Annotated in this window: 22 protein-coding genes; 13 read left to right on the forward strand and 9 right to left on the reverse strand. The window is 57.9% G+C overall.

Annotated elements, in window-relative coordinates:
- Nucleotides 1-6 precede the first annotated feature (6 nt).
- From QA643_RS09970 to QA643_RS09985, 4 genes are all read left to right on the forward strand, one after another.
- Nucleotides 7-849, forward strand: coding sequence for an alpha/beta hydrolase (locus QA643_RS09970; protein ID WP_283033006.1), 843 nt, complete (start codon nucleotides 7-9; stop codon nucleotides 847-849).
- A 141-nt stretch (nucleotides 850-990) separates the two neighbouring features.
- Nucleotides 991-1,743, forward strand: a complete 753-nt coding sequence (locus QA643_RS09975) for an SDR family oxidoreductase (RefSeq protein WP_283033007.1) — start codon at nucleotides 991-993, stop codon at nucleotides 1,741-1,743.
- 66 nt (nucleotides 1,744-1,809) lie between these two features.
- Nucleotides 1,810-2,199: a cupin domain-containing protein gene (locus QA643_RS09980; protein ID WP_283033008.1), complete on the forward strand. Its 390-nt coding sequence runs from the start codon at nucleotides 1,810-1,812 to the stop codon at nucleotides 2,197-2,199.
- 124 nt (nucleotides 2,200-2,323) lie between these two features.
- Nucleotides 2,324-2,821 carry a hypothetical protein gene (locus QA643_RS09985; protein WP_283033009.1) on the forward strand — a complete coding sequence of 166 codons (498 nt, stop codon included), beginning with the start codon at nucleotides 2,324-2,326 and terminating at the stop codon, nucleotides 2,819-2,821.
- Between the two features lie 178 nt (nucleotides 2,822-2,999).
- Here QA643_RS09985 and QA643_RS09990 read toward each other — a convergent pair whose 3' ends face one another.
- A complete protein-coding gene (locus tag QA643_RS09990) occupies nucleotides 3,000-4,775 on the reverse strand; it encodes an adenylate/guanylate cyclase domain-containing protein (RefSeq protein ID WP_283033010.1) in 1,776 nt (591 codons plus the stop codon).
- A gap of 524 nt (nucleotides 4,776-5,299) precedes the next feature.
- On the opposite strand from QA643_RS09990, the gene QA643_RS09995 reads away from it, so the two are divergent.
- Both QA643_RS09995 and QA643_RS10000 read left to right on the forward strand, forming a co-directional pair.
- A complete protein-coding gene (locus QA643_RS09995; RefSeq protein ID WP_283033011.1) occupies nucleotides 5,300-6,010 on the forward strand; it encodes a Crp/Fnr family transcriptional regulator in 711 nt (236 codons plus the stop codon).
- A 62-nt stretch (nucleotides 6,011-6,072) separates the two neighbouring features.
- On the forward strand, nucleotides 6,073-6,279 hold the full coding sequence (locus QA643_RS10000; protein WP_283033013.1) for a hypothetical protein: 207 nt from the start codon (nucleotides 6,073-6,075) through the stop codon (nucleotides 6,277-6,279).
- A 375-nt stretch (nucleotides 6,280-6,654) separates the two neighbouring features.
- Here QA643_RS10000 and QA643_RS10005 read toward each other — a convergent pair whose 3' ends face one another.
- Together QA643_RS10005 and QA643_RS10010 are read right to left on the reverse strand one after the other, a co-directional pair.
- Nucleotides 6,655-7,029: a hypothetical protein gene (locus tag QA643_RS10005; protein ID WP_283033014.1), complete on the reverse strand. Its 375-nt coding sequence runs from the start codon at nucleotides 7,027-7,029 to the stop codon at nucleotides 6,655-6,657.
- A 592-nt stretch (nucleotides 7,030-7,621) separates the two neighbouring features.
- Entirely contained in the window at nucleotides 7,622-8,332 is a 711-nt protein-coding gene (locus QA643_RS10010) for a Crp/Fnr family transcriptional regulator (RefSeq protein ID WP_283034760.1), read from the reverse strand.
- A 459-nt stretch (nucleotides 8,333-8,791) separates the two neighbouring features.
- Between QA643_RS10010 and QA643_RS10015 the strand changes: the two genes are divergently transcribed.
- Both QA643_RS10015 and QA643_RS10020 read left to right on the forward strand, forming a co-directional pair.
- On the forward strand, nucleotides 8,792-10,015 hold the full coding sequence (locus QA643_RS10015) for an adenylate/guanylate cyclase domain-containing protein (protein ID WP_283033015.1): 1,224 nt from the start codon (nucleotides 8,792-8,794) through the stop codon (nucleotides 10,013-10,015).
- Nucleotides 10,016-10,107: 92 nt separating this feature from the next.
- Complete coding sequence (locus tag QA643_RS10020) at nucleotides 10,108-10,527, forward strand: tetratricopeptide repeat protein (RefSeq protein ID WP_283035115.1); 420 nt, start codon at nucleotides 10,108-10,110, stop codon at nucleotides 10,525-10,527.
- A gap of 262 nt (nucleotides 10,528-10,789) precedes the next feature.
- On the opposite strand, the gene QA643_RS10025 is transcribed toward QA643_RS10020, so the two are convergent.
- A complete protein-coding gene (locus QA643_RS10025; RefSeq protein ID WP_283033016.1) occupies nucleotides 10,790-11,053 on the reverse strand; it encodes a hypothetical protein in 264 nt (87 codons plus the stop codon).
- Between the two features lie 539 nt (nucleotides 11,054-11,592).
- On the opposite strand from QA643_RS10025, the gene QA643_RS10030 reads away from it, so the two are divergent.
- From QA643_RS10030 to QA643_RS10045, 4 genes are all read left to right on the forward strand, one after another.
- A complete protein-coding gene (locus QA643_RS10030) occupies nucleotides 11,593-12,684 on the forward strand; it encodes a TRAP transporter substrate-binding protein (RefSeq protein ID WP_283034761.1) in 1,092 nt (363 codons plus the stop codon).
- A 239-nt stretch (nucleotides 12,685-12,923) separates the two neighbouring features.
- The gene (locus QA643_RS10035; RefSeq protein ID WP_283033017.1) at nucleotides 12,924-13,145 is read left to right on the forward strand and encodes a hypothetical protein; all 222 of its coding nucleotides are present in this window, start codon (nucleotides 12,924-12,926) and stop codon (nucleotides 13,143-13,145) included.
- Nucleotides 13,146-13,208: 63 nt separating this feature from the next.
- The gene (locus QA643_RS10040; RefSeq protein ID WP_283033018.1) at nucleotides 13,209-13,574 is read left to right on the forward strand and encodes a hypothetical protein; all 366 of its coding nucleotides are present in this window, start codon (nucleotides 13,209-13,211) and stop codon (nucleotides 13,572-13,574) included.
- Nucleotides 13,575-14,427: 853 nt separating this feature from the next.
- Nucleotides 14,428-15,060: a dienelactone hydrolase family protein gene (locus QA643_RS10045; protein ID WP_283033019.1), complete on the forward strand. Its 633-nt coding sequence runs from the start codon at nucleotides 14,428-14,430 to the stop codon at nucleotides 15,058-15,060.
- Nucleotides 15,061-18,188: 3,128 nt separating this feature from the next.
- On the opposite strand, the gene QA643_RS10050 is transcribed toward QA643_RS10045, so the two are convergent.
- The 5 genes from QA643_RS10050 to QA643_RS10070 form a co-directional block, all read right to left on the reverse strand.
- Nucleotides 18,189-19,064: a BA14K family protein gene (locus QA643_RS10050; RefSeq protein WP_283033020.1), complete on the reverse strand. Its 876-nt coding sequence runs from the start codon at nucleotides 19,062-19,064 to the stop codon at nucleotides 18,189-18,191.
- Between the two features lie 659 nt (nucleotides 19,065-19,723).
- Nucleotides 19,724-19,912 carry a hypothetical protein gene (locus tag QA643_RS10055; protein WP_283033021.1) on the reverse strand — a complete coding sequence of 63 codons (189 nt, stop codon included), beginning with the start codon at nucleotides 19,910-19,912 and terminating at the stop codon, nucleotides 19,724-19,726.
- A gap of 595 nt (nucleotides 19,913-20,507) precedes the next feature.
- Complete coding sequence (locus QA643_RS10060; RefSeq protein WP_283033022.1) at nucleotides 20,508-20,720, reverse strand: nuclear transport factor 2 family protein; 213 nt, start codon at nucleotides 20,718-20,720, stop codon at nucleotides 20,508-20,510.
- Entirely contained in the window at nucleotides 20,687-20,839 is a 153-nt protein-coding gene (locus tag QA643_RS10065) for a nuclear transport factor 2 family protein (RefSeq protein ID WP_283033023.1), read from the reverse strand. The genes QA643_RS10060 and QA643_RS10065 overlap by 34 nt, the downstream gene beginning before the upstream one ends.
- Nucleotides 20,840-21,027: 188 nt before the next feature.
- Nucleotides 21,028-21,468, reverse strand: a complete 441-nt coding sequence (locus QA643_RS10070; protein ID WP_283033024.1) for a nuclear transport factor 2 family protein — start codon at nucleotides 21,466-21,468, stop codon at nucleotides 21,028-21,030.
- Between the two features lie 527 nt (nucleotides 21,469-21,995).
- On the opposite strand from QA643_RS10070, the gene QA643_RS10075 reads away from it, so the two are divergent.
- Nucleotides 21,996-22,187: a hypothetical protein gene (locus QA643_RS10075; RefSeq protein ID WP_283033025.1), complete on the forward strand. Its 192-nt coding sequence runs from the start codon at nucleotides 21,996-21,998 to the stop codon at nucleotides 22,185-22,187.
- The last annotated feature ends 210 nt before the right edge of the window (nucleotides 22,188-22,397 follow it).

The following is a 22,397-nucleotide window of genomic DNA, read 5'->3' on the forward strand; positions in this document are numbered from 1 at the left end:
TATGTCATGAGTACAATCACCACCAAAGATGGCACTCAAATCTACTACAAGGACTGGGGCGCAGGCCCGGTCATCACGTTCTCGCACGGTTGGCCGCTCAGTTCAGATGCCTGGGACGGTCAAATGATGTTCCTCGTGCAGCACGGCTACCGCTGCATCGCGCACGACAGACGGGGTCACGGCCGTTCAAGCCAGGCTTCGGCGCACAACGACATGAACGGCTACGCCGACGATCTTGCTGCCCTCATCGAAGCGCTCGATCTGTGTGAGGCTACACTTGTCGGTCACTCGACAGGGGGCGGCGAAGTTTCGCGCTACATCGGACGGTATGGTACCGACCGCGTTAAGAAAGCTGTCCTCATTGCCGCGGTGCCGCCGCTCATGTTGAAGACTGAAGGAAATCCGGATGGGCTGCCGATGGAAGTATTTGACGCGATGCGCGCTGGACTCATGAAGGACCGCTCGCAGTACTACAAAGACATGGCGATTGCCTTCTATGGCGCGAACAGACCGAGCGCCAAGGTCTCGCAAGGTATCTTAGATCAGTTCTGGCTGTGGAGCATGCAGTCCGGCCTTAAGAACGCCTACGATAGCGTCAAAGCCTTCTCCGAGACCGACTTCACTGAGGACCTCAAGAAGTTCGATGTGCCAACGCTTGTAATGCATGGCGAAGATGATCAGATCGTGCCAGTGAAGGACTCTGCCAAAAAATCGGCCAAGCTGATCAAAGGCGCGAAAGAAATCTACTATCCCGGTGCACCTCACGGTCTTACCGCTACACTTCAAGATCAAGTCAATGCTGACTTACTTGCGTTTATCGCAGAGAAGGAACAGCGGAAAGCAGCTTAAAAGCACACTTGTGTTCGGCCTCAGCGCGCATCGGCCCCTAAATGCGCGCTGACGGCTGGACTTCGAGGAGAGCCGGCCCCCATTCCACGTTCGGCTCACGATTGGACATTGAATGTTTCCTCACGACAAGCGAGGCTAACCATGAAGATAGTTGTCATCGGCGGCACCGGCCTGATCGGCTCGAAGACCGTCGCCATTCTGCGCCAGGGCGGCTATGAGGTCGTGGCAGCCTCCCCCCAAAGCGGTATCAACACCATCACCGGCGAGGGGCTCAAGGAGGCCTTGGCGGGCACGCAGGTGGTGATCGATCTCGCCAATTCGCCTTCATTTGACGACAAGGCGGTGCTGGAATTCTTCGAAATCTCCGGTCGCAACCTGCTCGCGGCGGAAGCCGCAGCGAACGTCCGGCACCATGTCGCACTGTCAATCGTCGCAATCGACCGGACCGACAATGGTTATTTCCGCGCCAAGGTCGCCCAAGAGAAACTGGTCAAGGCCTCCGGCATCCCATACACCATCGTCCGCTCGACTCAGTTTCTGGAATTCCTCCGCGGCATCGCCGATTCAAGCGCGGATGGAAACGTGGTCAAGCTCCCGCCGATCCTGTTCCAGCCGATCGCGGCGGATGACGTTGCTGCCAACGTTGCCGATGTGGCGCTCGCGCCGCCACGCAACGGCATCGTGGAGATCGCGGGCCCGGAACGAGCGCCGTTCAACGAAATCGTCGCCCGCTATCTGACGGCGGTTGGCGACCCGCGCGACGTCGTGAGCGATCCCGATGCCCGATACTGGGGCGGCCGGGTTGACGAGCACTCGCTCGTGCCGCTGGGCGAGGCGCGCCTTGGCCGTATCGGTTTCGGCGAATGGCTCCGCCGTTCACAGGCAGCAGCCTGATCTCGCATTCGGAGATACGACCAGTCTGTCACGAGCGGTCCCGATCAACGAACGAAAGAGGCGACTATGACCATCAAGCTCGTCGCACTTGTTCTTCTGTGCCTCATGATCGGCACGGCGGTGGCTCAGGAGCCTAAGGTCACGTCACTCATGTCTAAGGATCTTCCGGAGAATCCCGGCAGAGAAGCTCTGATGATCACAGTTGAGCATGCGCCCGGCGGTTCGAGCGCTATCCACCGACACAATGCACATGCGTTTGTTTACGTGCTAGAGGGCTCCGTCGTGATGCAGTTGAAGGGTGGACAACAGGTGACACTGATACCAGGACAGACCTTCTTTGAAGGCCCGGATGATGTTCATGTCGTCGATCGGAACGCAAGCGGCACCCAGCCGGCGAAATTCCTGGTGCTCTTGATCAAGGACCAGGGCGCCCCGGCGCTTGTGCCCGCACAGTGAATGTTACGGTCAGCAGGAGACAAACATGACATTCGACAAACACCTTACACCCCGCTAGATCGGAGCCCGACGATTTGGTTCCGTCGCGCGCTACGCGCTGCACGCCAACAACGGGGGACTTTCCATGATCCTAGGCATGTCGGTGGGCGCCTTCACAATCTTGCACCTCATTATCACCCTTGTCGCAATCGGAAGTGGACTGATCGTTGTAGGCGGGATGTTTGCCTCGAACAAATTGCCGGTCACGACCGCACTTTTTCTCTTCACAACGGCGCTCACCAGCTTGACTGGATTTCTTTTTCCCATCCAAGGTTTCACGCCGGCTTTGGGTGTAGGAATTGTGGCTTGTGTGATCCTGGTCGTCGCGCTGTTTGCTTTGTACAAAGAGCACCTGGTAGGCGCATGGCGCTGGATCTACGTAATCACCGCTGTTGTTTCGCTTTATCTTAACGTCTTCGTTTTGGTCGTGCAGAGCTTTGGGAAGGTTTCGGCTCTCAATGCGTTGGCTCCGATGCAGACCGAACCACCCTTCGCGGTCACGCAGGCCGCTGTGCTGGCCATCTTCATTCTGATTGCTCTGATCGCCGTCATCAAATTCCGCCCCCATCAAGCGAAGATGTAACAGTTTGCGATATCCGTTGTTGGCCCTTTTCGGAAGTAGCGGATCGAGTCAACGATGTCGGCTCATGAGGGCAAAGCGTACATCGCAAATCCCGCGCCGAGGGCTGAAAACCACTCAATCGGGCATTCGCCTGTGAATCGCCGGCAATCGGCGGCAGCGACTGAGCTTCAACGCAGCATCAGCCCTTCCAGCCGGCCTTGCGCAAACCCTCGACGAGATGAGCGTGGTCTTCCGGACGAAACCACGGAGCTCTCTTGCGCACATACATGTCGAAGGCCCCCGGTGCGTGAGAGATGGCCTTATCCAATTCTTCCTTCGCTTCCGTTATACGCCCGAGCTGGCCGAGCGCCGCAGCGGACCAGCGGTAGACCATCGGAAACTCGGGATACGACCGGATCAGCCGTTTCGCGGCTTTGACCGAAGCCTCGTATTCGCCGTTGAAATATAGACCGCATGCGATGTGCAACAAACGTACTGCCAGATACGGGTCGCGGGGATCTAGTCTGATACACGTTTCGAGAGCCGCAAGCCCCTCCTTCGGTCGTTCCGCGAAGATCAGCGTCGCGCCTCTATGGCCATGCGCGATCGCCAGATTTGGACTCATTGAGAGAGCTCGTTCAATTTCCGCCAGCGCGCCGTCAGCCTCGCCGCGCGCTTGCAGCGCCCAGCCGAGGCATGAACGGGCTTCCGCATCGGCGCCATCGAGCGCGACTGCCCGGCGGGCCAGGGCCTCGGCCGAGCGTTGCGCGTCTGCCAGGTCCTGCTTTTGGTAGAGCGCAGCCGCCTGCAGCTGGTACAAGGCGAGCGCGCTGTAGCCGCCGCTGAAGCTCGAGTCGAGGTCGATTGCCTGCTTAAAGAATTTCTCCGCGGTCTCGTCGTCGCCTGCGGTCGCCTTGCTCAGATGCCACAGACCTCGCTGATAGGCCGCCCAGGCATCAAGGCTCCCTGGTGGTTTGCGCATGGCGCGTCGCAGCTCGGCGTCTGCAATGGCGGGCGCCAGCGCTGTCGTCAGCGCTTCAGTGAGTTCGTCCTGCATAGCGAAAATATCAGCGAGATCGCGGTCGTAGCGCTGGGCCCACACATGGTTGCTTGTTCCCGCCTCTATCAATTGCGCAGTGACGCGGATCCGATTGCCGGCCTTGCGCACGCTGCCTTCGAGTACATAGCGTACACCGAGCTCGCGTCCGACCTGTTTCACATCGACACTTCGGCCCTTGTAGGTGAAAGACGAGTTCCGGGCGATCACGAACAGCGAGGGATAGCGCGATAGCGCCGTGATCACATCCTCGGCGATCCCGTCTGAGACGAACTCTTGCTCGGGGTCGCCGCTCATATTAGTGAATGGCAGCACGGCGACAGATGGCTTGTCGGGCAACGCCAGCGTCGGTACCTCAGGTTTGGGCGTCGCAGGGCGGCGCGGGCGGGGATCGATGATGATCCGGTAGACGTGGACCGGTCGGGCGATATTCTTCAGCGTTTGCTCGCCTGCGTCCTCGACGTCGAAAGGCACTTTATCGCGCGCGTGGTTGAGGACCGTCTGAGAGATACATATGCCACCGGGCTCGGCCAGCGCCTCAAGGCGCGCCGCGATGTTCACGCCGTCGCCATAGAGATCGCGGCCTTCGATTATCACATCCCCAAGGTTGATGCCGACGCGAAACTCAATGCGCTTGTCCCTAGACACGTCGGCATTACGTTCGACCATGCCCTGCTGAAGCTCGATCGCGCAGCGCACGGCGTCCACCACGCTTGGAAACTCAATTAGAATTCCGTCACCGGTCGTTTTCACGATCCGGCCGTGATGTCGCTTGTTCTTTGGATCAATCAGTTCGCTGCGAAGCACCTTGAGGCGGGCGAGCGTGCCTTCGTCGTCCGCACCCATTAGCTGGCTGTAGCCGGCAATATCGGCGACAAAAATAGCGGCGAGCTTGCGTTTGGTCTGGTCTGGGGACATTGATGCTGGCTCCCCCAGTTCCCTGTCCCCATGCTATCACCAAATGCCGCCGTTGGGATCATTCGCAGGATAGCCCGCGTGAGACTGGTTCGGGCAGCACGGTCGCAGCGCCGGAGCGTTTGGCGCGCCGCAGCAATGAGAGGAACAGGCCCCGCCTAGGCGATTTGCAAAGCTCGAAGGTGCCACTTTCGGCTAGTGGGTCTCGCAGGCGCGTTCCTCGAGTGCCGTCGGCATTTCAGCGTTTGACCTTCAGAGACCTTCCGACAGCCGGTCACGACGTCTGCTGCTTAGGGTAGAACCGGAAGTGGCGGCTTGGCCGCCGAAACGGCGCTCATGACCCGCAGCGGACAAATGGCCCGTAAGCGATCGGTCCAGTAATCTACGCTTCGATACGTCGCCTACCAGGCAAAGGAACCAATCTTGTTCAAAGCGATTGTCTCGCATCACCGCGCGGCTCTCGGTAGTTATCGGTGATGAGATCGCCGATTGTGCTCCCGCCTCGCTCATACAAAAGGGGTGCGCGAATGCAGTCCGAAAATCTGCTGCTAAATCAGCTAAACGCATCCACTTATAGCAAGATCGCGCCGGCTCTGATTGCCGTCAATTTGGAGCGCGGACACGAACTCGCTCGCCCGCGTGAAAGGGTGCATCGGGCCTATTTCCCTTATGGCGGGGCGATCTCGTGTGTGGTGAAACTGCCGGGCGGTGATGCCATCGAAACGGCGATGATTGGCAAGGATGGTGAGTGGGGCGCCGCCCAAGCCTTAGACGACAAGGTTTCGCTCAACGGAGTGATGGTTCAAATCGCGGGGAAAGGATCGGCTATCGAAGCTGACCGATTGAGGCGCCTGGCAGACGAGCTTCCCGATCTGCGCGCGCTGCTTATGCGCTACGAGCATTTTTTTTCTGCGCAAGTGCAGCAAACGGCCGCGTGCAATGCGGTCCACCAAGTTGAGCCGAGGCTTTGTAGATGGCTGCTGCGACTATACGATTTAGTCGGCCCGGATTATATGATCACCCAGGAGTTCATGGCGGAGATGATGGGTGTTCGCCGCACCAGTGTGACCACAATAGCCTCAAATCTGCAAAAGGCTGGCGCCATCTCCTACTCACGCGGCCAAGTTCACATCCACGACGTTTCAATTCTGGAAGCCCGCTCGTGTGAGTGCAGGGCCGAGATTCGGCTGCACTATGAGGAACTGTTCCATCCTCAGGAACTAAACAGGATCGATTGATTTTGGTTATCAGGGAGTACCTGATGCCAAGATTTTTTTTCAGCGTTCGACGAGACGACGTTTTGACCGTCGACACTGAAGGGTCGGACTTGCCAGACGTCGAAAGAGCAAAGCGAGAAGCCGAGATGACCTTGCGCGAACTGTTGGCCCACGCCATCAAGGCAGGGGCCGAAAGCCTCCCAGAGGGCATTGTGGTTTTCGACGCGCAAGGCGACGAAATCTATTCGTTCCAACTCGACGAAATATTTCCCAAAACGGCCAAGCCGTGAGCTGAGGCAGGTGATGGCGGCCCGCAAAAGCGATCCTCATCGGTAGTCGGCTTTTGGCCCGTTGCCGACCTCCCTAGCGAGCGCGCAAATGTCCGGCTTATGGGGGTGGAGCGGACTAGCCCTGATGGATCGGCGAGGTCGCCTGTTGGCCCCAAGCAGAACAGCGTTTAAGCCATTATCATGTCGGCTGACGGAGGCAGACCGGACGCCGGTCCGCGCTCGTCCTACCGCGGCTTGCGACCCATAGCGGTCATATCAACGGCCTCGGGCAAGAACTCGCTGTGGCTACGCGGGCGGACCGCTGACAGGGTAGGTCTAGATATCCAGATTGCCGAGCCGCAAGGAGGAGGGGTCACGCGCCGGACGGAAGGCCGATTAGATCATAAGCTGCTTGCAGCGATAGCGCCACCAAGTCAGCCCGCAAGCGAATATCCAATTGAAGTAGAGGAGAGCAATGATCGCTCCCGCTAAAATACCTTGTACCCGCCAGTACGCAAAGAAATGGCCCGTGCCTTCCGATCGCGTTGCCAATGCAGTAGCCGCGAGCACCAGGCCTGCGGCGACGAGCAGGTAGTTGGAGATAGAAAGTGATGGCTCGGCGCGGAGTGCGTTGAACCAAGCGGCGAATGAGATAGGGGCGAACGGCAGACAACTGAACGCGCCCGCGAGCCAGCCGTGGCCGGCACCAGCGAGAAAGATGAAGCCGAGGAGCTGCAAAGCAGCGAATAGCGAGGCCACGAGATATTTCATGTCGCCGCCAGGTCTGACTCAGGTGAAAGCTCCGCGACCGGAGGTGCTAAGGTCGGGTCATACCGCGTCGGCGTCACCCTTCCCCTCAGACTACTGCCTCACCGACCGCGTTATGTCCACGAAATTACGCGACGGCGGAAATGATCGAAGTTCAACCCAGTAGTAGACGTGCTCGTACAAGCGCCACTCGTCGTGCAGCCTGATCCTCGAATGTGCGTTTCTGTACACGAACGATGAGATCGGCCAGCAGACTAGGAAGCCACAGCCCATTTCCGCTTCTGGCCGGAAACGGACCAGCGTAGACAGGCGAGCGATGTGCGTTGCTGGAGGAAACGTGGAAGTAGACCGGTCGCGCCGCGAAGTCGCCTTTTGGACCCTGGCCGTGTAAAAACTCAAAGATCGAAACGCGACGAAGAATGATATTTTCAGTTCGAGCTCTAAGTTGAACCCGTTTGCGTGTTGAGCGAGTAAAACGGTCTTGGACAAATAACTTCTATCGCAATTAACTGTCTTCGCGTTTTCACACAGACAAGACCCAAGCCGACTTAGGTCGGAATGAAATCCCCTAGCGCAGCAGTTCTCTCCGCGGCCGTCATGCGGGGATGATTTGATCGGTTTGACGGCGCATGACGTCGTAGCATTCGCAGGACGCTTGCTTGAGACGCCCCCTATCGATTTCGATCAAACCCCGCCGATCTGATCTGATGGCACCCAAGGCGCGGAGTTTGGCAATCTCCAGTGTCACGGTCGTTCGTCGCACCCCGAGCAACTGTGAAAGCGTCTCCTGAGTCAATGATAGGATGTTGCCTTCCGACCGATCGTGCAAGTGAAGCAGCCACCGGGCCATACGGGCCTCGACCGGGTGCAGCCCATTGCAGGCTGCGACGTGCTGGAACTGCATGAGTATCGACCTCGTGTGCGCCTGGACCATATGTCTGATGGCGCCGCTTCCCAGGTAGGCTGCTTGAAAACGCTCCACGGAGATTTGCGATGCGGCGCCGCCCACCCGCACGACCGCGGTCACGGACGACAGGGAGGAGTTTTCCCCCAGCACCGAGAGCGCACCGAGGGCTCCCTCGCGCCCGATTAGGGCAGTTGCAATCGTTTCCCCGTTCGGCAGGCCGAGCATGAAGGAGATGGCGCCGGTATGGGGAAAGTAAACACGGTCGCGTCGATCTCCTGATCGCGCTACCACGGCATCCTGTTCAAGCGATACCTTCTGGAGATGCGGCGCGAGCAATGCGAGGTCTTTCGACGGCAATGCAGCTAGGAGACGATTACCGACGCTGGCAGGGCGCTCCATCATGCGAGCCGCCGAGCCCATATCTCAACTTTCATCATGCTGATTGGAACGCCATAGGGTCGAAATTGAGGAGGTTCCCGCGATACCTATCGATGGGGCACCTTGCTGTGCAAGCCGTCTAAGACCGCCTTGTCAAGGGGGAAATTTAAGCAAGTACCTCCACCAGGCGCGCGACGCACGAACATGCGCCTTGAGGTCATCACCGAGCGGTAGGTCAAATTGGGAAGTGGCCTTTTTGCCCCTGGCCGACGTGGCTATCGTGTCCGCCCATGTCCACTCTTAGGGCGAAAGCTGATGCGGTGCTGAAGCGTCGGCGAGTCGCCTTTTGGGCCCGTAGCGGACATCGACAGTACCTTGGCCAACGTCGGCTTTTGACCCCATTTCGGACATGGGCACAGCCGGACGTCGACCAACAATTGTGCTATATGAACATTCAGTTCCCCGGTCCGGGGGTGCGTCATGAGCAGTGAGCACGTAGAGCGACGACTGGCGGCTATTCTGGCGGCGGATGTTGCAGGCTCCTGCCGCTTGATAGGGGTGGACGAAGAGGGCACGCTCGCGCAACTGAAAGCTCTTCGAAAGACGCTTTTCGATCCCAAGATCACTGATCATCGCGGACGCATCGTCAAGAATACCGGGGACGGGGCTCTCGTTGAGTTCGCCAGCGTGGTCGACGCTGTCCGATGTGCCGACGAAATCCAACGCGGCGTGGCAGAAAAAAATACCGATGTACCGCACGACAAACGGATCCAATTACGCATCGGCATTCACGTCGGCGATATTATTGTCCAGGACAACGATATCTTTGGTGACGGCGTCAACATTGCGGTGCTTCTCGAAGGGATCGCAGAGCCGGGCGGCTTTAGCATTTCCGACGATGCGCACCGGCAAATTCGTGGCAAGGTACATATCGCCTTTGAGGATACAGGCTCGCAATCTTTGAAGAATATCGCCGGACCGATACGGGTCTGGCGCGTGCGCATTGCCCCAATCTCTTCCCCGGCAATGGTAACAAAGCTCTCGAGCAAGACTGCGCAACCGCTCCCTCTCCCTGACAAGCCCTCTATCGCGGTGCTACCGTTCCAGAACATGAGCATCGATCCGGAACAGGAATATTTCGCCGACGGTATGGTCGAAGACATTATTACCGGATTGTCGCGGTCAAAATCGCTCTTCGTCATCGCGCGACACTCCACCTTTACCTACAAAGGCAAGGCCGTCGATATCAAGCAGGTCGGCCATGAGGTTGGCGTTCGATACGTGCTCGAAGGCAGTGTGCGCAAGGCCGGCAATCGCGTTCGCATCTCGGGACAGCTCATCGATGCCGCAACAGGGGCGCATCTCTGGGCAGACCGTTTTGACAGCCAGCTCGACGATATTTTCGATCTGCAGGATCGGGTCACCATGAACGTGATCGGCGCAATCTCCCCTCGGCTTGAATGTGCCGAAATTGAGCGCGCAAAGCGCAAGCCGACCGAAAGCCTTCGGGCCTACGACTACCATTTTCGCGCGCTCGCTTGCGTTCATCGGTTTGCCCGTGAAGCGAACATTGAAGCGTTCAAGCTCGCCAAAATTGCCAGCGCATCGATCCCGAATTCGCCGGAGCGTACGCGCTCGGCGCTCGTTGCTATATACAAAGGAAAGCTTTCGGCTGGAAAATCGATGCTGTTTCTGAGGAAATAGTTGAGGCCCGGCGGCTCGCGAGGCGGGCGATCGAACTCGATAAAGACGACCCATCGGTGCTTGCATGGGCGGGAATTGCGCTGGCTTTCGTAGTGGGTGAAGTCGACGAAGGTGCAGCCCTCGTCTCGCGCGCGATAAATCTAGACCCGAATATGGCTGCCGCGCGACGTTGGGGCGGCGGTTGGATCCACCTCTATCTCGGTGAGATAGATACCGCGATCAAGCAATTCGAGTTCGCATTGCGCTTGAGCCCGTTGAACCTTCGGAACTTCGTTGTTCAGACCGGCTTGGCCTATGCTAATTTTTTCGTCGGCCGCGATGATGAGGCCTCTACGTTGGCGGCGACCGCCATCGGGCAACAACCAAATTATTTTTCAGCACAACTTATCATGATGGAAATTTCTCGAATTCGAGCAAGGACTCCTTTCGCAGGGCGGAAGATATCGGAAGATTGGCGCAGGCTTACCGGATCGCGGGGATGCCGGAATGATTGTTATTCGGCCCTTAGCTGACCTCGGCCAAAGCGCTGCAATGGACCGCTTTCAGGTGTGGAGCGGACCACGGCTGTGGCGGGTACCGACTTCGGCTTGTGACCCAAGGCAGAAGGCGTAAAGTCGATCGATGTCACGTTTTGAATCACAGTGGAAGTCTCTGTCCGCTAATCGGTCCATCAGCGTCGACAGGGCGAAGATGCGCTTGAGGCATTCGGCAAAGTATCTCCAATCCGGGCTCTCGACATTTCAGACGGAGCGGAATGGCCGCCGGAGACACGCGCTATTTGGGAGGTTCAACGACGGCTTTGGTCGATCCCTCGGGCGCTGCCTGCATGCCTGGCGGGCTTTCCCCCTGCGGGCTTCCGGCCGGCGCGCCGCCCGATTTCGTCTCGGACGGCCCCGCCGCATTCTGCGGCTGCAACCGGCCTTTATCTTCGGACGGCGAGCGCCCGGTCGTCGTGTTGACGTCTTTGTTTGGGTCGGTTTGCGCCGCGGCAAATCCGCACGATAAGGTCAGGCAAATTGCTATCATCACGAGCCGCATGGCAAACCTCCGCTTCGCTTATGGGCGTCAAACTTGCAGAGCCGGCTTCAGTTCCTTAGCTGCGACGTCAGGTACTTACGCCCTCAGCATCTCCGCTCCTGGGCCCAAAGCCGACCAAATTCGGTGCTTGCGGCTGGTCTGCTATCGAGGGCAATCCGGACTTCGCATCCGCGATCCTTCAACCGCCGCTTATGACCCGAAGCGGTCCTGGACCATCGCTTGCCATCTCGCCTGATGACGCAAGCGGATGTGACGTTTGATCGTTCAACCGCTTTGCGCCGTCAGTGGTTCATGCGGGGTTCGTTGGCGCAAATGCCGCAACGCAGCATGGTCAGCCTCTCAACCTATCAGAGCTTTTGACTTGCAGGTGGTGGCTGTCCGCATCTCCTGTGCATCCCAATGTCTGATATAATTGATATCTGCCGGGTTTATCCAAGAAAGGCCCGCATGAAAAATTGATCCCCGGGGGAGCACTGCCGCCGAAATGGCCGCGGGCCGGCGGTTTTATTCAATACGCAATCATCCATAGGGGAAACGCCATGAAACGTCGTCAATTTCTAAGTACGGCAAGCGCTGGCCTCGCCGCGTCCGCCGCTCTTGCTGCGCCAACCATCGCCCAGTCGATGCCTGAACTAAAGTGGCGCTGCACCACGAGTTGGCCGAAGTCACTGGATGTGCCTTTCAGTGCATCAGAGACGATCGCGAAATATGTTGCGGAAGCTACCGACAACAAATTTCAGATTCAGCCCTTCGCAGGCGGCGAGATCGTGCCTGCCTTGCAGGCGGTCGATGCAGTAAGCAATGCAACGGTCGAAATGTGCCACACCGCCGCTTATTACTTCATCGGCAAGGATCCGACCTTCGCACTCTATTGCTCAGTACCGTTCGGCCTGAACTCGCGACAGCAGAATGCATGGTTCCAGGATCATGGCGGTCAGGACATGCTCAACGAGTTCGGCAAGAAGTACAACATATACGGCATTGCGGGCGGCAATACCGGCACTCAGATGGGCGGCTGGTTCCGTAAGGAGATCAACAGCGTCGAAGACCTCAGCGGATTGAAGATGCGGATCGGCGGTTGGGCGGGCAAGACCCTTTCAAAGCTCGGCGTGGTCCCGCAGCAGATCGCAGGCGGCGACATCTATCCGGCTCTGGAAAAAGGCACGATCGACGCGACCGAATGGGTTGGTCCCTATGACGACGAGAAGCTCGGCTTCTACAAGGTCGCCAGGTACTACTACTATCCGGGCTGGTGGGAAGGCGGCACGGCGCTGCATTTCTTCATCAACCTGGACAAGTGGAACGCTCTGCCAAAGGCTTACAAGTCGCTCCTCGCGCTGGCCTGCGGCTATGCCAACATGGACGTTCAGGCGCGCTACGATGCGCGCAACCCGCCGGCCATCAAACGGCTCGTCGCCAACGGGACACTTTTGCGTCCGTTCAGCCAGGCGGTGATGGAAGCGTGCTTAAAGGCTTCGAACGAGGTCAATGCGGAAACCTCCGCGGCCAACCCTGATTTCAAGAAGATCTACGATTCGCAAATGGACTTTCGAAATGACGAGAATCTCTGGTGGCAGATCGCGGAGTATTCATATGAAACATTCATGATTCGGATGCGCCCGAAGGGCTGAACGAGCCGCGCGCTGGCACTTCGGGAAACTCCTCGATCTGTCTGACCAGCTTTATGGCGTGCCGACGAGGGCATTCGCCCTGACCGAGTCCATGACGGCACGCTTCTAGAATGCAGTGGCTTCTACGGTCAGCAGCAAATCGCTCTTCTGATTGAAGTGGTCTCGTCTTGAAAGTTCGTCAGGTTAGTCGGATACTGGGTAGGATCCCTTGGGCCATCATCAATCCGAGGAGGACGATCATGGCGATTCAGATCGTTATGGACCGCACCGGCGACAGCCATCACCCTTTCAACCCTCGCGACCTGCAGGAAGTGGCGAAGGCGGAGCAGCGGTTTTATGAACTGACGAAGGCCGGCTTCACCGCCGCGGTCCGGACGGGTCCCGCTCAGATCTCGCAGATCAGATCGTTCGACCCCACTGCGGACGAAACTCTTTTTTTCCCCAGGCTGATCGGCGGGTAGCCGCTCATGTTCGGTTTTCGGCCGGTGGCGCCGGGCGTCCGCTCCCGTATGAGAGCGGCGCGAATGCTCTTCATCAAGCACGGCGCCGAACGCACACCAGAGGGAAGGTCGCTGCTGCTCTTGCGGCGTTGGCTATCGCCCGCGCAGCGGGAGCAGTTCGCAAGGAGGGGCTACTTCGAGGTTGTCGGAAGCGAAAGTGGGAAGCGGTACCGGATCCACATCGGGACGTCGGTCAACGTATGCGAGATTGACGAAAGAGGCCGCCTGCAGGTGGGGTTGTGCTTCATGCCGATCGGCGCGCTGCCGATCGGAGATGTCATGCTCGCTCAGAAGATTGCGTTGGAAACATGCGAGGGCAAGGCGCGCGCCGTGGCTAGGAGGTTCACGCCGAGCAAATTTCAGTTCAGACAAGCCCGACCTCTCGGTTGACGCCGCGTACCTCATCGCGCCGCTGCACCAACTTCAAAGTAAGTTCGCTCGCTGTCTTGACGTTGGAAGCTGATCCACCCGTCCATCTCGGCGCTCGAAAGCTGGCCCGTTTGCGGACGCAATCGGCGCGTGGCGGCGCACCGAACAAGGCGTCCAGGCTTACGAAGCCGGCCCCAAGCCTTCAAGTCGGGTATCCTCATGATTGCGACCACGTTCCCGTCGTTGGATGCTTGCTCTTTTGTGTCCTTGTCGCAGGTCCAGGCAAAATTTACTTTGCCGTAAAGCTCTTTCCCTCCTGTTCGATCCGTAGCCCCCTTCTTGCAGGCGGCGGTGAACGATCCGGCTTTGCAAGGTCCGGGCATGCGCGCCATCGTCGTCGTCCACACCAGATATTCCATGCGGCTGGGGACGGTGAGCAGCCTGGCGTTTCGCCACCATAGTTCGAGGATGCTATAGTTTGGATGATGCGTTACCAAATGAGCCCGTAAGGGAGGCTGACATGAGGGCGTACCGCGATTTGGTTTTGGCAATCACTTTACATCGCGCTGATTGCAAGTCCAGCAGTTGCGCAGAACTACTCGCCCAAGCAAATTGCGCCGAGAACTGAACTCTACCAGATTTCCACGCTGACCTTATCCGATCAGCAGTTCCTGACAGGAAACCCCGCTGGCGCCGCGGTGACTATTGTCGGCCAGCTTCGGATCGCTCAAGGTTCTGGCCGACTTCCGGTTGTTTTGCTCCACACGCGTCCAGCGGATACGACGCTCGCATCGATGTCTGGTCTAGAGAGCTAAACGAACTTGGTATTTCGACTTTTGCGCTGGATGGCTTTACCGCTCGTGGCTTGACAGATGTGAATAGCAATCAAGCTGCGCTCGGGCGAACCAACCTCATACTAGATATTTATCGTGCGCTAGACATTCTCGCCAAACATCCGCGTGTCGATTCGGCACGCATCGCGCTGATGGGCTTTTCGCGTGGTGGCCAGGCCACGCTGTATGCGAGCCTCAAGCGATTCCACCGGCTTTGGCAAGTCAGGCGTGGAATTTGCGACCTACGTCCGTTCTACCCGGATTGCATGACAACATTCCTGTCCGAGACCGACGTTGTCGGTCGACCGATCCGCATCTTCGGCGGTATGCAGGATGACTATAATCCAATTGCTGTCTGTAAGGCATACGTTGAGCGACTGCCAGCCGCAGGCGCGGATGTTGAAGTGACCGAATATCCGAACGCTGCGCACGCATTCGACAACCCGCTCGGCGCACAGCCAGCAAAGGAGCAGCCGACATTTCGGAGCGTACGCAATTGCAAAATCCGCGAAGAAGCAGAGGGGCTTCTCATCAACACCGAAACTGGGCAGCCATTCAATTACAGGGATGCTTGCGTCGTACACGGTCCACACACTGGACACGATCCCGACTCCACGCAGGATGCCAAACGGGCGGTGAAAGGACTATTCAGAAGGGTGTTCCAGCTAAGCTGATTCAGCAGGAAGCGGGCTGCGCCCACCGCCCAGAGGCGAAGGAACCAGGTCGGCTTGTGGCCGTAGCAAGGTGACATTGACCATCGGAACGTCTGCTTATCAGGGTAGACCTCACGCTTAAGGCGGCCGTCATCGTCGTTTTAGAGCGGCTCCCTACCTCGGGGTCACGTTTGTTCCTAGCATGACAATCCCAAACAAGTGTGTCAAAGCTGCTGCCCGAATCCGTCTTCGCGGGGGGGGCGTGGAAAGTTGCTCCCAAGGATCGGCCACGGGGCTATAGTCTTGCCAGTTGCCCCCGTCACCAAGGCCAAGTGAATCTAACCTCTGATATTGGTAGCGTGTCTAATGCGCGGATCAGTATACGTGGGGAGGTTACGATGACACCATTCTCCCGTCGCCGTTTGCTCGACATTGCTGGTGCAACGGGTTGCTCGACGGTAGAGCGGCTGGCCAATGATCGGCGGATGGTGTCGGCCCTATAACTTGTCGGACGATTTGCGATGGCAATGGCGGATTTTCGTGCACCTTTGTGAGTATAAAGCCCGAGATCAGCAGGCGTGGTGTAAGGAGTGTTCAATTGGAAATAGGCGCCACGGCAATCGGCGCAGATTGATGGTTGGGCGCGACCGCCTTTGTTACTGTTGAGGGAATCAGAGTTCCCGAATTCCCCCAGCCAAGCGCTCTCGACCGCCGATCAATTTGGAGCGCGGCGCAAGATAGATGAGCTCTGGAACCATTTCAGCGAGTGTCCGGTTATTCCGTGGGGCCGATGAAGGAACCATCGCCATGAGGATCGAATATCTTGCTGCAATTGCGATAATTGCCGCTGGTACCGGACTGGCGGTCCATTCTGTTAGCTCGTTGCCAACCGATAAGCAGGCTGCGATTGACGCTACCCAACTGGCAACCTTGCTAGCTCAGTCCGTGGATCCGTTTTTGCATCGCTCTGGCGGCTGATTCCGTTGCAGTATCCCCGTCCCTTGGTCCGCAACCTTCGGGGAGCAACCTTCAACCGCGTAGCGCTGCCTGAGCGGAGCGGAGTGGCCGGACAGCAATGCATTATCTCACGTTGGCAATCCTTGTTTTGGCATATGCGCCGATTTCATCGCCGGCGTTTGCGCAAACCTGTTGCCCCGCCGGCTGCGCGCTGGAAGCCAATCGGTGCGTGACCACGGGTCCGCTGTGGACCAGATGCATTCCCATCGCCTGCGCCGAGGATGCTCAAAGGTCGCCCGCCGTGTCCTCTGGCCGCCCGCCCGAGCGCCGAAAGAGTGCGGTGCTTGTCCGCCCGCTGCGCACGGCAAGTACCTACGTGGTCCCACGTCAGATCCCCCCGCATTGCCAATTGACGTATCCAACCCAGGCGCAGGTCGACGAAGCGACCAATCAATGCATTAGCGCGTTGACCCGAAGTGCGCAGTTGTGGGAGTGCTTTTTCGAGGACGATGCGGGCAGGGCCGAAGACAGGCGAACTGGCCTGAACTGCCCCGACCGTCAAGCTGCGCTGACAAAGCAGTGTCAAAAGCGCTGCGTCAACTACGCATCGGATACGACCCACTTGGTATGCAGTGGCAGTTATCCGAACACCGTTTGGCGTATCTCCTTTGGAGATATCGTGGGCAGCACTGGCAATTCTGCGCGAGTAGACCTCTGCGGGCCTCCGCTAAAAACCATTCTCGCGAAGAAACCGCCACCGGGTTGAGAATGATGGGAAAGCGCGTGGAGCTTCGAAAGGCAGTCTGCCGCTGCGCAAGCCTGATGGATCGCCTTCTTCGTGATATTTTTTGCCTTCATCTTGTGCTGCCATTGCGTTTCCGCTCATAGCGGACACCCCAACGCACGTTGCTCATTTCTGCTTGACCCTGGCAGTGAAAAGTCGCTAGTCAGCTACGATTTGTCCGTTTCCTGATGGGGGATACGGATGGACCCTTCTTACCCTGCAGGCCTCGGGCGCCTCCACGACTGGAAGCGGCGGTATTCACTTCAATGGCACAACTTTTGGAAATGCGCAGATGGGAGCGTCGCAGTCCACGACGTTCACTTTTGCTAGCCTCGGGATCACCAACGCAAACCAGCGGGCTCTGATCGTCAACCTCGCACGGCCTGGATCAGAGAATCCACCCTCCGTGACCACAGCTCTGAGCCCGCTCGTCACAAATGCTAACCTTGCGAATGCAGTCACGCTGAACGTTTGCAGTGCAAGCGGCGCGCTCTGGAGCAGCACACCACGGCTGCCGGTCAGACGCTCAACCAATTCTAGGGAGGTGTCGGCGGATCTGGCCTTGTTTTCGGGCCTACACCGGCCGAGCAGACTCAGGTGAACAGCACGATGGCGGCCAATGCTCGCCTGGAAGTGTTCACGGTGGGTGCCACTTTCGCCAACGCTCAGGGCGGCCTTGAATCGTCCAGGCCGGTATTCTCACTGCCGCAATTCCGGAAGCTTCTACCTGGGCAATGATGGTCCTCGGTTTTTTAGGGTGGGTCTTGTTGCCTATCGCCGCCGGGGCAAGGACTTGCATTCCGCGTAACCTAAGTGGTTGTGTCCCACCGGTAGTGCTCAACAGGGGGCGGCGGCGTGCCCCTGCTGAGAATTTGCGCTTCTTAATTACGATGAAGCACAAGACGCGCAAGGCAGGCGAGACTTTAGGACATTTGATGCCGCCGTATCGCTTCTATATCGCTATTTTTATATCCGCTATAACGCCTAGGCCCGTTGGGGTTGATAGTGGTTGATCGTCTTAAAAGCTCTACAGAGCATCTAGAAGCGACTGGCTGCCAAAGGTTGATAGAAGCGAAATGGTTCTGCTCGACGCTGGTCACAAGCGACCCCTGCTCGGTCATCGAACATCAATTCATCTGTCCGATTTGCAATTCGGCTGACCAGAAAAAACAGTTGGCGCCACTTCGAGTATTGCCGGATAGGCTCTCGGCACCCGCTTTGGCGCGATTGACGCCCGACAAAGGTGTATTTGGTGTAATCGTTTTGCGAGAGCTCGTCGCTCTGGCATATTTTTCCGCTCTGGAATTCGCCAGCGCGTCAGAACCGCCGTGGTCGCAAACTTGCTAGCGACGAAACGAGGCTTACCCATCGGCTTAATCCTTGTCAGGACTCACGATGAGGAGGCGGTCTATTGCCGGCACTCACGTCGCCGCCCATCCAAAGTCGTGTATGTCTCTGATACTGGATCGAAAGAGCGGAACTGCGCACAGCCTGCGGGACCGGCAGCGGATTTGCGGGGCGATGGCGCAACTCGCCTTTGACCGGCCGGAATTGCCCCGACCTGATCGACGGTCTCGGGTGACATACTGTCCGCTTGCTTTGCTGCAGGCGAACCTTCCAGAACGGGAGCGGAATTCTCCTTTGTAGATGATGTCACTGTAGGAGCTGGAGCTTGGGCGGTGGAACCTCGCGGCTCTTCCTCTGCAGCCATCTTGTCCCTATTGGACTTTGCCGCGATTTCGTCACGCGCTGAATTCAGGTTGTTGAATGAGGATATGAGAACATCCATACGAGCGTTTAGCTCATGGAGGTGTCCAATCATTTTTCCCCGCTCGGCCGATTCGCTGGATAGCAAAGCCGCCATAGTCTGTATTGTTTGGTCCTGTGTTGATGGCGGTGTGTCGTGCTTTGATGGAGAGACGTAGAGTGACCAATACTCTCTAGCCTGCTTAGATGATGCTCCGAGCACGCCTGACAAAATAATCACCACCAACAACATCCAGATAAGCATCCAGCGAGGCGGCGCCGGCTGTTGACCAGCAGTCTTCGAACTCGCAGCCTCTTCGTGATCTCCGGCATGAGGAAAAGACAGGCCCACCCGGTCCGTGCCTGCATCTGCACTGTTTGTCGGAATACTCTTTTCAAGTTCGAGAGCAAGTTCATGCAGGTGTTCCGCTGTCCTGACGAACACCTGTCCTTTACCGTCAGTGACAAGCTTACTTAGCAACACACATTCGGCCGCGTCTGAGCGGATTTTGTCCAACTGCCTGCGTACGTTGGTCATGGGAGCCTTGCATCCCGAAAGCTGGCGACGGCCTCAAGAACCTAATGAGCGAATGATCGTCGCGATTGGCCTTGATTTCAGTTGTCACAAGTAGCGGCTCGGTGCGAGCGGACTTGTTGAGTGAGCAACATCCTCAACGAGTCCGCAACCGATGCCGCCGCGTGCCCCCGTTAGCAAGCTTGCAAATGTTCGCGGGCTAGTCTGTATCAAAACGTGCAGTTTGCGGCGGAACTGATGTGGATGTGGTAAGAGGGACACACATAGTTCGAGCCCTACCGCACGTGTTTGTTCGCGGAACGTTGAAGACCTTACTCAACTGGGGCTCTCGCCACCTCGGGAGGACCAATGTTCGGGAGCGCTATACTCCAGGGACAAGCCGGCTCATCAAGCGACCAATGACGACACCGATCGAGTGGATCGGTCCCGCGGCAACTAACCCGACGCAACCGTCTCTGGCAGCTGCGGCCTGCCTCCACAGCGCCAGCGCCTCATGGCTCGCTGTGCAGCGGATAATGAATACAACGTGAGATCGGCGGTCCTCATACGCACCACGCCTCCGCGATCCGCCGGGCTGCAATCTGGAGTTTTGGCGTCAAGCCGAGGCCGAGATCAGCGAGCGCGATCCGCGGAGTGCGTCATTATGGGCTGCTCAAGATGCCCTAGATGATCTCTACGCCAGGACCGTTGCCTGGCACCACAAAATCCGGGTTTGCAGGTGAGGGTGAAATATCACGCTCGATGATGCTGGTGGCTATTAGCCACTCGTTTGCATTTCCGCTCGCAATAATCACCAGAGCATCTTGGTTGTCGAGTGCCTGCAGTTGAACTATCAGCTCTTTGACGGTCATCGTGGTTTTAAGCCAATCGAAGAAATCGTCGCCTCGATTCCATCTTATCGAGAAGAGACCGCGATCCACCAAATCAAATGTAGGCTGCAAGTTCGGCTATTAATTCCGTGACGTCATCTCCGACCGAATCTGGTGCCCTTTTCCGCCTCTTGCGCAAGCTTCAGCCAATCCTCGGCAAGGTGCAACCAAGCGTCCCTATCCACAGGGCTCGCGGCCTTCTCCGCCAACTCATGGCACTCCAGCTCGCGCGAAATAGTTTAGCCCCAGCAGGCGTGAAGGTCACGAAGGTCCCGAATTCGTGCATCCTGAGCCAGCCGCGCTCGATCGAGAGTTTGAGGCCCGCCGCCGTACTCGGCTGGCCTGCCGCGGTCACGGAAATGAAACGGCTCGCTGATTTTCTCGATGTGTATGCGGCACTGGATCAGCTCGACCGCATTTGGAGATTTCCCAGGATCCGGCGGTGCTGCCATGACGACGCTCCCTATTTGAGTGGGCGGGAGCGCAACTGGCGTTCACATCACCGATGTCTGCCGGGGGACCGCAGCGCAAGTCGGCCTAAAGTAGAGGTGATGTCAGGTCCCGAGGCACCGACGGCCTATTTACCGTCGTTCCAAATATCAGTCCCGAGCTTCCAGTCTTTTCCGACCTTTTCCCAGACCACCACATATTTCCCCGATGTCTCTTGCGGCGTCGAGCCCTTGGTCTTCAGGCTATAGGTCCCCATCTCGCGTGCGGCGGAGGCGCCGAGCGGTTTGACCTCAACGGTTGTCAGTTTCAGATCGCCACCTGTTCCGCCATGCTTTTCCACATTGCCTCGATGGCCGATGCGCCGCGCACCACTGCAGAACCTGGCGGCAATGCGGTCGCATCGGGGGAGTAGAGTGATGCGATTCCAGCGAAATCGTCCTTGTTGAAGAGTTCGACCAATTTCGCATGATCGCCTCAATCTCGCCTTTCTGAGCAGGCGCCGGGGCCATCGATCATGAATGCAATCACAAGCGTCAGACTCCGCATCATCGTCATAGCCATCATCTCTGCTAATACGTGTTTCATCGGCATCGAAGGGGAGGAGGATCAGAGCGATCCTCCTCCGGTTATCGCTTCAGATCAACCACTCAGTTGAACGTCTGAAGCCTGAGCTTCAGCGAGCCGTCGGCCTGCCGCTCGAACACGTGCATTGCGAGACCGCTGAAGGGCGCCGGCTTGCCATCCTTGTCCTTGCCGGTAGCGCTCCACTTGGCCGTGGCGAACACCACCTTGTCGTCTCCGCCGGCGTCGATTATCTCCAGCTTGTGACCCGTCACGCCGCTCGCGAAGAGCTCGGCCCAGAACTTCTCGATCTCCGCCGGACCTGACGCGACCTGGTGGGTCGGCGGCATCAGCTTGGCGGTCGCAACATAGTGCGCTGTAACGGCCTTCGCATCCTGCTTGTTGAATGCGACGTCCCACGCGGCATACGCTTTCTCGACATCGCTCTTGGCGTCTGCGGCAAACGATACGCCCGAAGCGGTGGCGAGCAGACAAATGACTAATGCTGATGCTTGAGCCAATTTCATAGGATAACTCCTTTGTTGGACTGAGGCCTTTGGCCTCTTTTCCGATCGCTAGACAATCAATGATCGCATGCAGCAGCATGACGATAGCGTCGCTCGTGCTGCACCTGGCTGTGTTCGTCCTTAGACGCGGTAAGTTTGCATGTCCCGCAGGCGCGATGGCGGCTTTGGCGGCGCCATTGACCTCGAGCTTCCGATTTCGCGCGCCGTGACGCCGCTAACAGCCGTCATACATGCGCCGAGTGCCAACCATCGTTGCCGGTTCTGCGACGGATCATTGTGTCCCGCCACGGCTTCGCGGTTGTGGCTCGACTCCATCCATTTGTTTGCGGAACAACAACCCCGGGGAATTACCGTCAGTGACGTTGACGAACCGGACGATCCTGGAACCAACGGCTTCGTCAGGCGTCGAATCCCTACCTCCGGCACCTTACCCCCAAAGCCCAAGCCAGAGGAAAACCATCCAGGTTGGCGGTCCTGATGTGCGAACCACTTTGCGTCAGGACCGTTTGCGACCCGAGGAGGGAGCAATGAACAATCGCATGTCCAGGACGCCCACCGGGGCCGAACGGGAAGCTCGAAAGGTCTTCAGAGACGCGGACGCCAAATTGTCGTTGTCGGAATATGAACGCGCGCAACGGGCGCTCCATGCAAACCGGGAACGGTTGAAGGCGGAGCGGCTGGCTCGCGAAGCGGCGGCAAAACAGCAGCACAAGACCTGATCGGAGTAGACATCGTATCCGCACCGATTAGCGTCAGCCGGCTCGCTGGTCGAGGCTCGAGACCAGATTGGGATGACTGATCTTCCGCGCCCACATTTTCATTCGACTAAGATCCTCAGCGCATCGCCGAGTTGCCACGAGGCAGGCTGTCGCGACCGACGGCCGGGAGCGTCAGCGAAGGCGCCGTCTTGCCCAGGCAGGATCGAGCGG

Source organism: Bradyrhizobium sp. CB3481 (assembly GCF_029714305.1).
Classification (GTDB): domain Bacteria; phylum Pseudomonadota; class Alphaproteobacteria; order Rhizobiales; family Xanthobacteraceae; genus Bradyrhizobium.

Excerpts from the sequence above, each read along its gene's own strand:
- QA643_RS10015 (WP_283033015.1), top strand. The coding sequence starts at position 8,792 with ATGAGCAGTGAGCACGTAGAGCGACGACTGGCGGCTATTCTGGCGGCG.
- QA643_RS10070 (WP_283033024.1), bottom strand. The coding sequence starts at position 21,468 with ATGAAATTGGCTCAAGCATCAGCATTAGTCATTTGTCTGCTCGCCACC.
- QA643_RS10025 (WP_283033016.1), bottom strand. The coding sequence starts at position 11,053 with ATGCGGCTCGTGATGATAGCAATTTGCCTGACCTTATCGTGCGGATTT.
- QA643_RS09990 (WP_283033010.1), bottom strand. The coding sequence starts at position 4,775 with ATGTCCCCAGACCAGACCAAACGCAAGCTCGCCGCTATTTTTGTCGCC.
- QA643_RS09985 (WP_283033009.1), top strand. The coding sequence starts at position 2,324 with ATGATCCTAGGCATGTCGGTGGGCGCCTTCACAATCTTGCACCTCATT.
- QA643_RS10055 (WP_283033021.1), bottom strand. The coding sequence starts at position 19,912 with ATGACCGTCAAAGAGCTGATAGTTCAACTGCAGGCACTCGACAACCAA.
- QA643_RS09980 (WP_283033008.1), top strand. The coding sequence starts at position 1,810 with ATGACCATCAAGCTCGTCGCACTTGTTCTTCTGTGCCTCATGATCGGC.
- QA643_RS09975 (WP_283033007.1), top strand. The coding sequence starts at position 991 with ATGAAGATAGTTGTCATCGGCGGCACCGGCCTGATCGGCTCGAAGACC.
- QA643_RS10075 (WP_283033025.1), top strand. The coding sequence starts at position 21,996 with ATGAACAATCGCATGTCCAGGACGCCCACCGGGGCCGAACGGGAAGCT.
- QA643_RS10040 (WP_283033018.1), top strand. The coding sequence starts at position 13,209 with ATGCTCTTCATCAAGCACGGCGCCGAACGCACACCAGAGGGAAGGTCG.
- QA643_RS09970 (WP_283033006.1), top strand. The coding sequence starts at position 7 with ATGAGTACAATCACCACCAAAGATGGCACTCAAATCTACTACAAGGAC.
- QA643_RS10005 (WP_283033014.1), bottom strand. The coding sequence starts at position 7,029 with ATGAAATATCTCGTGGCCTCGCTATTCGCTGCTTTGCAGCTCCTCGGC.
- QA643_RS10050 (WP_283033020.1), bottom strand. The coding sequence starts at position 19,064 with ATGACCAACGTACGCAGGCAGTTGGACAAAATCCGCTCAGACGCGGCC.
- QA643_RS09995 (WP_283033011.1), top strand. The coding sequence starts at position 5,300 with ATGCAGTCCGAAAATCTGCTGCTAAATCAGCTAAACGCATCCACTTAT.
- QA643_RS10010 (WP_283034760.1), bottom strand. The coding sequence starts at position 8,332 with ATGGAGCGCCCTGCCAGCGTCGGTAATCGTCTCCTAGCTGCATTGCCG.
- QA643_RS10035 (WP_283033017.1), top strand. The coding sequence starts at position 12,924 with ATGGCGATTCAGATCGTTATGGACCGCACCGGCGACAGCCATCACCCT.
- QA643_RS10030 (WP_283034761.1), top strand. The coding sequence starts at position 11,593 with ATGAAACGTCGTCAATTTCTAAGTACGGCAAGCGCTGGCCTCGCCGCG.